This is a genomic window from Streptomyces sp. CBMA291 (genome assembly GCF_014596525.1).
GTDB lineage: Bacteria > Actinomycetota > Actinomycetes > Streptomycetales > Streptomycetaceae > Streptomyces.
The window spans coordinates 203,607-212,549 of the sequence record NZ_MSJP01000022.1 but is presented as its reverse complement, the minus strand read 5'-3'; the positions used below and the strand labels follow the sequence as shown (position 1 = coordinate 212,549).

Sequence of the window (8,943 nt, the reverse complement as noted above, 5' to 3'; positions counted from 1 at the left end):
GTGGCCGCCCGCCAGGTGCGGCAGGGTCAGATAGAGGGCCCCGGCCGTGGCGGAGACGGTGAGCAGCCCGGCCGAGGCCGCGCGGTGCGGGTCGCGCTGCCCGGCGATCCCGGCGGCGGCCACCGCCGTCGCGGTGCCGGAGCCGATCCCGCCGAGGACCGAGCCCGCGATCACCAGCGGCACGAGGCCGGTCGCGGCGGCGGCGGAGTAACCGACCGTCATCGCGAGGAGGCCCGCGCGGGCCGCCCGGCGCGGGGCGATCCGCTCCCCGCGCGCGGCGAGCGTGAAGCCGGCGGACGAGGAGCCGAGGAGGAGCACCGAGCCGACCAGGCCCGCTTGCGCGGGAGTGAGGCCGAGCCCGGCGGAGAGCCGTCCGACGACGGTCGGCAGCAGATACGGGGCGAGATAGCCGGCGGTGAAGAGGGCGACGAGGGCGACGAGGGCCCCCGGGACGCGCGGGCGCGACGACATGGGCGTTCCAGGAACTGAACAGGGAAATGAGACGGGGCCCGGTCATCCACGGGCTCGCGGCACCATGTGTATCAAGCATCCGAGCAAGCGGAGAAGACGGTTCCCCCCGATTCGACCTGTGATGTGGGTCACCAATAGTTTGGGTCGGGTTCGTCGGGGTACGCCGTGACGTTCCTGCGGTGTCACCCCCGTCTCTCCAGCCCTATCGGGCACACTGTCCGGATCGGCACCACGGTGCCGATCCGCCGCACCACGACCGGGAGTCCGCCGTGACCACAGCCAGGGGAGAGCAGCAGCGACACGAGTCCGAGGTCGACCCGCTGGGGTGCCTGCGCGAGCCCACCGACCCCTCCTGTGACGTCTTCCTGACCGGCACCGTCTTCCTCGACATCATCTTCACCGGCCTCGACAGCGCCCCCGTCCGGGGCACCGAGTCCTGGGCCCGGGGCATGGGATCGAGCCCCGGCGGCGTCGCCAACATGGCCACCGCCCTCGCCCGCCTCGGCCTCCACACCTCCCTCGCCGCCGCCTTCGGCGACGACCACTACGGCGAGTACTGCTGGGACGCCCTCGAACAGGGCGAGGGCATCGACCTCGCCCTCTCCCGCACGGTCCCCGGCTGGCACTCCCCGGTCACCGTCTCCATGGCCTACGAGGGCGAGCGGACGATGGTCTCCCACGGCCACGAGGCCCCCGACCCGGACGGCGTGCCCGTCCACCCGCCGCGCGCCCGCGCCGCCGTCGCCTCCCTGGTCCCCGGTCGCCCCGAGGAATGGGTCGCACGGGCCGCCCGGAACGGCGCCAAGGTCTTCGCCGACGTCGGCTGGGACGACACCGGCCACTGGGACCTCAAGGGCCTCACCGACCTCGAACACTGCGAGGCCTTCCTGCCCAACGCGGCCGAGGCCATGCGCTACACCCGCACCGACTGCCCCCGGGCGGCCGCCCGCGCCCTCGCCGACAAGGTCCGCTACGCCGTCGTCACCCTCGGCTCCGAAGGCGCCTACGCCGTCGACGGCGGCACCGGCGAGACCGCCGAGGTCCCCGCCATCCAGGTCTCCGCCCTCGACCCGACCGGCGCGGGGGACGTCTTCGTCGCCGGATTCGTCACCGGCACCCTCGCCGACTGGCCGCTGGCCGACCGGCTCGCCTTCGCCGGGCTCACCGCGGCCCTCTCCGTCCAGGAGTTCGGCGGCTCGCTCTCCGCCCCCACCTGGGACGAGATCGCCGCCTGGTGGCAGTACGCCCAGGGGCACACCGGACAGGACCCCGAGCTGCTGCGCGCCCGCTACGCCTTCCTGGAACGGCTCCTCCCCGCCCCGGCCCGCGCCTGGCCGCCGCGCAGGGCCGTCCCCACCATCGGCTTCCGCGCCGCCCCGGCCTGACAGGCACCGGTCCCATGGGTTCATCCGACGATCGCCCGAGCCGGAAATCCGCTCGACCGCTAAACCCGTAAACCACTACGGGCTCCCGGCCCCCAAGTCGTAGGCTTGGTGGCCAGAGGTTGTCGAGCGGCGACAACCCTGCACGGGAGGTATGCGCAGGCCACTGTGCCGGCCCATGACTCAGACACCCACAGCCCACGACGGATCGCCCCAGGACGGGACGCCCGGACAGGCCCGCGCCCACTTCACCGTCCCCGCCAAGCATCCGATGGTGAGCCTCCTCGGCTCCGGTGACGCACTGCTCCGCGTGATCGAACGCTCCTTCCCCCGGGTCGACATCCACGTCCGGGGCAACCAGGTCAGCGCGGTCGGCGAAGCGGCGGAAGTCGCCCTGGTCCAGCGCCTGTTCGACGAGATGATGCTGGTGCTCCGCACCGGACAGCCGATGACGGAGGACGCGGTGGAACGCTCGATCGGCATGCTCAGAGCGAACGAGAACGGATCGGGTGACGGCGGGGAGACCCCCGCCGAGGTGCTCACCCAGAACATCCTCTCCAACCGGGGCCGCACGATCCGCCCCAAGACGCTCAACCAGAAGCGCTACGTCGACGCCATCGACAAGCACACGATCGTCTTCGGCATCGGCCCCGCCGGCACCGGAAAGACCTACCTGGCCATGGCCAAGGCGGTCCAGGCGCTCCAGTCCAAGCAGGTCAGCCGCATCATCCTGACCCGCCCCGCCGTGGAAGCGGGCGAACGCCTCGGCTTCCTCCCCGGCACCCTCTACGAGAAGATCGACCCGTACCTGCGCCCCCTGTACGACGCGCTCCACGACATGATCGACCCCGACTCCATCCCCAAGCTGATGGCGAGCGGGACGATCGAGGTGGCGCCGCTGGCGTACATGAGGGGTCGCACCCTCAACGACGCCTTCATCATCCTCGACGAAGCCCAGAACACGAGCTCCGAGCAGATGAAGATGTTCCTCACCCGCCTCGGTTTCGACTCCAAGATCGTCATCACCGGTGACATCACCCAGGTCGACCTGCCGAACGGGACGAAGAGCGGACTGCGGCAGGTCCGCGACATCCTGGAAGGGGTTCCGGACGTCGCCTTCTCGTCGCTCACGTCGCAGGATGTCGTCCGGCACCGGCTCGTCGGCCGTATCGTCGACGCGTACGAGCAGTACGACAGCCGCAACGGGAAGTAGTACACGAGCACCATGTCGATCGACGTCAACAACGAGTCCGGAACCGAGGTCGACGAGCAGGCGATCCTCGACATCGCCCGCTACGCACTGGCCCGGATGCGCATCCACCCGCTCTCCGAACTCTCGGTGATCGTGGTGGACGCGGAGGCCATGGAGCAGCTCCACATCCAGTGGATGGACCTGCCCGGACCGACGGACGTCATGTCCTTCCCGATGGACGAGCTGCGTCCGCCGGTGAAGGACGACGAGGAGCCCCCGCAGGGCCTCCTCGGCGACATCGTGCTCTGCCCCGAGGTCGCCACCCAGCAGGGCAAGGACGCGCCGACGGAGCACTCCATGGACGAGGAGCTCCAGCTGCTCACCGTCCACGGCGTGCTGCACCTCCTCGGGTACGACCACGAGGAGCCCGACGAGAAGGCCGAGATGTTCGGCCTCCAGGCGGCGATCGTCGACGGCTGGCGCGCGGAGAAGGGCCTCACCGGCCCGTCCCCCGCGCCGACCGTCTCCTGACCCGATGAGCGTCTCGCTGATCCTCGGCGCGGTCGCCCTGGTCGTGGTGGCCTGGCTGGCCGCCTGCGCCGAGGCGGGTCTCGCCCGCGTCTCCGGTTTCCGCGCGGCCGAGGCCGTACGGTCCGGGCGGCGCGGGGCCGAGCGGCTCGCCCAGGTGACCTCGGACCCCACCCGCTACCTCAACGTGGCGCTGCTGGTCCGCGTCGCCTGCGAGATGGCGGCCGGGGTCCTCGTCACGTACGCCTGCCTCGAAGCCCTTCCCGAGACCTGGGAGGCGCTGCTCGTCGCGATCGGCGTGATGGTCCTGGTCTCCTATGTGGCCGTCGGCGTCTCGCCCCGGACGATCGGCCGCCAGCACCCGCTGAACACGGCCACCGCCGCCGCGTACGTCCTGCTGCCGCTGGCCCGGGTCATGGGCCCGATCCCGCAGCTGCTGATCCTCATCGGCAACGCGCTCACCCCCGGCAAGGGCTTCCGCAAGGGCCCCTTCGCCTCCGAGGCGGAGCTGCGGGCCCTGGTGGACCTCGCGGAGCGGGAGTCGCTGATCGAGGACGAGGAGCGCCGTATGGTGCACTCCGTCTTCGAGCTGGGCGACACCCTGGTGCGCGAGGTGATGGTGCCCAGGACCGATCTGGTCTGCATCGAGCGGTACAAGACGATCCGCCAGGCCCTCACCCTCGCGCTGCGCTCCGGCTTCTCGCGCATCCCGGTCACCGGGGAGAACGAGGACGACATCGTCGGCATCGTCTATCTGAAGGACCTGGTCCGCAAGACGCACGTCAACCGGGAGTCCGAGTCGGACCTGGTGTCGACGGCGATGCGGGCCGCGGCCTTCGTGCCCGACACCAAGAACGCCGGTGACCTGCTGCGCGAGATGCAGCAGGAGCGCACCCATGTCGCCGTCGTCGTCGACGAGTACGGCGGCACGGCCGGCATCGTCACCATCGAGGACATCCTGGAGGAGATCGTCGGGGAGATCACCGACGAGTACGACCGGGAGCTGCCGCCGGTCACGGACCTCGGCGGGGGACGGCACCGGGTGACCGCCCGGCTCGACATCGGCGACCTGGGCGAGCTGTACGGTCTGGGGCCCGACGAGTACGACGACGAGGACGTGGAGACCGTCGGCGGTCTGCTCGCCAAGGCGCTCGGGCGGGTCCCGATCGCGGGCGCGAAGGCGGTCGTGGAGCTGCCGGACGGGCGGTCGCTGCGGCTGACGGCCGAGTCCCCGGCCGGCCGCCGGAACAAGATCGTCACGGTGCTCGTGGAACCGCTGGACCAGGAGGAGAACCCGAAGTGACCCCCGACGAGCTGCGCGCCTTCTGCCTGGACTTCAACGACGCGACGGAGGAGTTCCCCTTCGGTCCCGAGTCCTCCGTCTTCAAGGTCGCCGGGAAGATGTTCGCGCTCTCGTCGCTCGACGCCGAGCCGCTGCGGGTCAACCTCAAGTGCGATCCGGACGACGCGCTGCGGCTCCGCGAGGAGCACCCGGGCATCGCCCCCGGCTATCACATGAACAAGCGGCACTGGAACACGGTGAGCGTGGGAGAGCTCCCGGACCGGCTGGTCCGGGAGCTCGTCGAGGACTCGTACGACCTGGTGGTCGCGGGTCTCCCCAAGGCGGTACGGCTCCGCCTCGACCACCCCTGAGTCACCGGCGCCGCAGTCCGAGCCCCACCAGGAGCGCGGCGCCGAACAGGATCGCCGCGTCCAGGACGAAGACGGTGCGGACGCCCTCGTAGAGGTTTCCGCCGGTGGTGGCGAGGACGCCGAGCAGCGGGACGCCGACGGTGAGGCCGACCTGCTGGGTGGTGGTCACCAGACCGGTGGCCAGACCCTGCTCCTCGTTGGGGACGCCGGAGGTGACGGTCAGTCCGTACGAGACGATCGAGCCGAGGTGACCCGCCGAGGCCAGCGAGACGGCGACGGTCGCAAGCATCACGCCCGAGTCCTCGCCGACCCCCAGCAGCGCGGCGGTCATGACGGCCTGGAGCAGGAGCGAGCCGACGAGGACGCGACGGGCGCCGAACCGGCCGACGGCCCGGGGCGCCAGCATTCCGGCGGCCACCGACGCCACGCCCTGCACGCCGAAGACCAGACCGGTCGCGAAGGCGGAGAGGCCCAGGGTCTCCTGGAGGTACAGGGTGAGGACGAAGACGATCGTCGACATCATCGAGAAGGTGATCAGACCGCCCAGGTTGCCGAAGGCGACCGTGCCGCGCCGGAGCATCGGCAGCGAGACCAGCGGGGCCGCCGCGCGGGACTCGACCCGCACGAAGAGGGCGAGGAGGAGTATGCCCGCCACCAGGGTGACCAGGACGTCCGTACCGCCGAAGCCGCGCTCGGCGGCCGTCGACAGGGCGTAGATCAGGGCGAGCAGTCCGCCGGTCACGGTCAGCGCGCCGGGCACGTCGAGCCGGGGCCGGTCGGGGGTGCGGGACTCGGGGAGCAGACCGGGGGCCAGCGGCAGCACGATGACGCTGAAGAGGGTGAGCAGGCCCATGGTGGAGCGCCAGCCGAGGGTGTCGGTCATGACGCCGCCGAGGACCATGCCGACGGTGAAGCCGAGGGAGAGCAGGGTGCCGGAGATGCCGAGCGCCCGGTCGCGCAGCGGGCCCTCGGGGAAGGTCGTGGTCAGCAGGGACATGCCGGTGGGCACGATCGCGGCGGCGCCGATGCCCTGGAGGGCGCGGGCGGCGAGGAAGACGGCCGGGCTCCAGGCGAGGGTGGCGAGCAGCGAGGCGGCGCCGAAGAGCGCGAGCCCGGAGAGGAACAGCCTCTTGCGTCCGTAGAGGTCGCCGACGCGTCCGAAGAGGAGCAGGAAGCCGCCGGAGGGCAGGGCGAAGGCGGTGATGGCCCACTGGAGGGAGGACTGCCCGAAACCGAGGTCGGAGCCGAGGACGGGCAGGGCCACGTTCAGTACGGAGAAGTCGAGCGACACCATGAACTGGGCGGCGCACAGCACGACGAGGATGAGCCGGGTGCGGCCGTCGATGGCCGGGGGAGCGGCCGGAGCGGCGAGGCCGCCGGGAGGGGTGGTCAGGGTTGGCATGACCCCACCTTCGGCGCACGGGAACAAGGCTGGGGAGCGGGAACTTATGCTGTTGGTCGCACCACCAGGCACGGGCGGCGGCCACCGGACAGCACCGCGAGGGCCCCGAAGGGATGAAGGACACGTGGCCACCACGTTGGAGAGCACCACGGCGAAGCAGCGTCGGCTGGCTCAGCTTCGCGAGTTTCTGATGAGCCGCAGGGCCCGGGTGAGCCCGGCCGAGGCGGGGCTGCCGGACGGTGGCGCGCGGCGCCGTACGCCGGGGCTGCGCCGGGAGGAGGTCGCGGTCCTCGCGGGCGTCGGCGTCTCCTGGTACCAGTGGCTCGAACAGGGGCGGGACATCACGGTCTCGCCGCAGGTGCTCGACTCGGTGGCGCGGGTGCTGCGGCTGAGCCCGGCGGAGCGGCGCCATCTGTACGTCCTGGCGGCGCTGAACCCGCCGGCCCCGGTGACCGCGCCGGAGGACCGGGACATGTGCGCGGGGCTGCGGCGGATGATCGACGCGTGGATGCCGTTCCCCGCGCAGATCATGGACATCTACTGGAACACGATCCTGTACAACGACGCGGCGGCGGTCGTGTTCGGGATGCGGCCGGGGACCTCGCAGAACTGTCTGCGGAACTTCTTCACCGATCCGCTGTACCGGACGCGTCTGGGCCAGTGGTCGGCGCTCGCGCCGAAGGTCGTCGCGCAGTTCCGTTCGGCCTGCTCGGAGTCCCCGGAGGACGAGGGCTTCCGGGTGGTGGTCGAGGACCTGAAGGCGCTGAGCCCCGATTTCACGGAGCTGTGGGAGCGGCAGGACGTCCGGCCCGGCGGCCAGAACCGCAAGGAGCTGGAGCATCCGCTGGTCGGCGCGCTGGTGTTGGAGGCGACCCAGCTGAAGGTCCCGGCCCGGCCCGATCTGGTGATCGTGCTCCATACGCCGCTGGCGGAGGAGGACACGGCGGGAAAGCTGGAGTGGCTGGCGTCGCCGGAGGGACGGCGCGGGGCCATGTACCCGGTCGCGGTCTGAGCCGCCGGGCCGCGGGCCCCGTCGTGGTCCGGCCTTCGATGCCGGTGTACCCGGTCGCGGGCCTGGTCCCGGGGCCGACCTATGCTCAGGGGCATGACACTCAGCAGCGAGCACGGCGACCTCGGCGCCGAGGACCTGAAGATCATCACACTGGCGCGTAGCGCCCGCGCCCGCAACGGGGTGCCCGAGGGCGCCGCCGTACGCGACGAGACCGGGCGCACCTATGTGGCGGGGACCGTGGAGCTGGAGTCCCTCCGGCTGAGCGCGCTGCGGACGGCGGTCGCCATGGCGGTGGCCAGCGGCGCCCAGTCCCTGGAGGCCGCGGCCGTCGTGTCGAGCGCGGAGGAGGCCTCGGCGGAGGACCGGGCGGCGGTGCGGGACCTGGGCGGTCCGGAGACCCCGGTGCTCCTCGCGGGCCCGGACGGAAAGCTGCGCGCGGCGGTCACGGCGGGCTGAGCCTCCGGAATCGGGCGGAGCCCCCGGAGACGGAAGAAGGACCAGGGGCGGGCCGAGCCCCGGGAGCAGGATGGGGAAGGGCCCGGCGGCGCGCCGGGGCCTTCCCCTTCGCGTATTCGTGAAGGATCACCGCGCCTTCTCTTGCCTTCCCCGGCCGTCTGCGTCTCAATGAACTCCGGTTCGTTCGATGGGCCGTCAGATTCACCGTCCTTGACGCAGCGCCCGCACCCCTGCGTTCGTCATCGGAAGGGGTTCGAACCCGTCATGAGAAGAAGCAGCACCCTGGGGACCGTCGCGGTCCTCGCCGGTGGTCTCGCCGCCACCGCACTCGCCTTCGCCCCGACGGCCGCCGCCGTCTCGCCGGGCTCGGCCTCGGCTTCGTACGACTGCGGCACCTGGGGCGGCGGTCCCGCCACCCTCACCGCGACCCAGAGCGGCACGACCGCGACCTTCACCCTCACCTCCGGCATCACGACCCCGCTCGCGGTCGGCGTCGACCAGATCAACGCGACGCTGACGATGGCCAAGGCGGGTGGCGGCACCCGGGCCTTCACCGGCAAGAAGAACCCGGCGCTCCCGATGGGCGGGACGGTGGTCATCGGCCCGCTGACCGGGACCGTGGCCTCGGGCGACAGCCTCAACTCGTACTTCGCGGGTGTCGCCCTCAAGATGGTGATCTTCGGGGTCACGGTGAACTGCGACGCGGTGACCTCGCAGACCCCGGGCCCGTTCGTCTTCAGCTGAGCCGGACCCGCTCCGGCCCGGACCGGTGCCGCCCCGGCGGTACCGGTCTCCTTCGTGCGCAGACCCACCCGTGACCTGCGAAGAGACCGGGCAAGTGGCCCCG

General features: G+C 71.7%; 9 protein-coding genes and 1 pseudogene. 8 read left to right on the top strand and 2 right to left on the bottom strand.

Annotated features, from left to right (window positions below):
- A pseudogene (locus tag BU197_RS06655) lies at positions 1 to 471 on the bottom strand (MFS transporter); the annotation flags it as partial.
- Positions 472 to 740: 269 nt separating this feature from the next.
- Here BU197_RS06655 and BU197_RS06650 point away from each other — a divergent pair.
- The 5 genes from BU197_RS06650 to BU197_RS06630 all read left to right on the top strand — a co-directional run bounded on the left by BU197_RS06650 (position 741) and on the right by BU197_RS06630 (position 5,226).
- The gene (locus BU197_RS06650; protein WP_188267261.1) at positions 741 to 1,856 is read left to right on the top strand and encodes a carbohydrate kinase family protein; all 1,116 of its coding nucleotides are present in this window, start codon (positions 741 to 743) and stop codon (positions 1,854 to 1,856) included.
- Between the two features lie 175 nt (positions 1,857 to 2,031).
- The gene (locus tag BU197_RS06645; RefSeq protein WP_188267260.1) at positions 2,032 to 3,066 is read left to right on the top strand and encodes a PhoH family protein; all 1,035 of its coding nucleotides are present in this window, start codon (positions 2,032 to 2,034) and stop codon (positions 3,064 to 3,066) included.
- Between the two features lie 12 nt (positions 3,067 to 3,078).
- Positions 3,079 to 3,576, top strand: coding sequence for an rRNA maturation RNase YbeY (gene ybeY, locus BU197_RS06640; protein ID WP_188267259.1), 498 nt, complete (start codon positions 3,079 to 3,081; stop codon positions 3,574 to 3,576).
- A gap of 4 nt (positions 3,577 to 3,580) precedes the next feature.
- Positions 3,581 to 4,876, top strand: coding sequence for a hemolysin family protein (locus tag BU197_RS06635; protein ID WP_188267258.1), 1,296 nt, complete (start codon positions 3,581 to 3,583; stop codon positions 4,874 to 4,876).
- Positions 4,873 to 5,226, top strand: a complete 354-nt coding sequence (locus BU197_RS06630) for an MmcQ/YjbR family DNA-binding protein (RefSeq protein ID WP_188267257.1) — start codon at positions 4,873 to 4,875, stop codon at positions 5,224 to 5,226. Before BU197_RS06635 ends, BU197_RS06630 begins: the two co-directional genes overlap by 4 nt.
- 1 nt (position 5,227) lies before the next feature.
- Here the strand turns inward: BU197_RS06630 and BU197_RS06625 are convergent, their stop codons facing one another.
- The gene (locus BU197_RS06625; RefSeq protein WP_188267256.1) at positions 5,228 to 6,628 is read right to left on the bottom strand and encodes an MFS transporter; all 1,401 of its coding nucleotides are present in this window, start codon (positions 6,626 to 6,628) and stop codon (positions 5,228 to 5,230) included.
- A gap of 190 nt (positions 6,629 to 6,818) precedes the next feature.
- Between BU197_RS06625 and BU197_RS06620 the strand changes: the two genes are divergently transcribed.
- The 3 genes from BU197_RS06620 to BU197_RS06610 all read left to right on the top strand — a co-directional run bounded on the left by BU197_RS06620 (position 6,819) and on the right by BU197_RS06610 (position 8,840).
- Positions 6,819 to 7,640 (top strand): helix-turn-helix transcriptional regulator, encoded by an 822-nt coding sequence (locus BU197_RS06620; protein ID WP_223183347.1) that lies wholly within the window; start codon positions 6,819 to 6,821, stop codon positions 7,638 to 7,640.
- A gap of 93 nt (positions 7,641 to 7,733) precedes the next feature.
- A complete protein-coding gene (locus BU197_RS06615; RefSeq protein ID WP_188267254.1) occupies positions 7,734 to 8,096 on the top strand; it encodes a cytidine deaminase in 363 nt (120 codons plus the stop codon).
- A gap of 264 nt (positions 8,097 to 8,360) precedes the next feature.
- Positions 8,361 to 8,840, top strand: a complete 480-nt coding sequence (locus tag BU197_RS06610) for a hypothetical protein (RefSeq protein ID WP_188267253.1) — start codon at positions 8,361 to 8,363, stop codon at positions 8,838 to 8,840.
- The last annotated feature ends 103 nt before the right edge of the window (positions 8,841 to 8,943 follow it).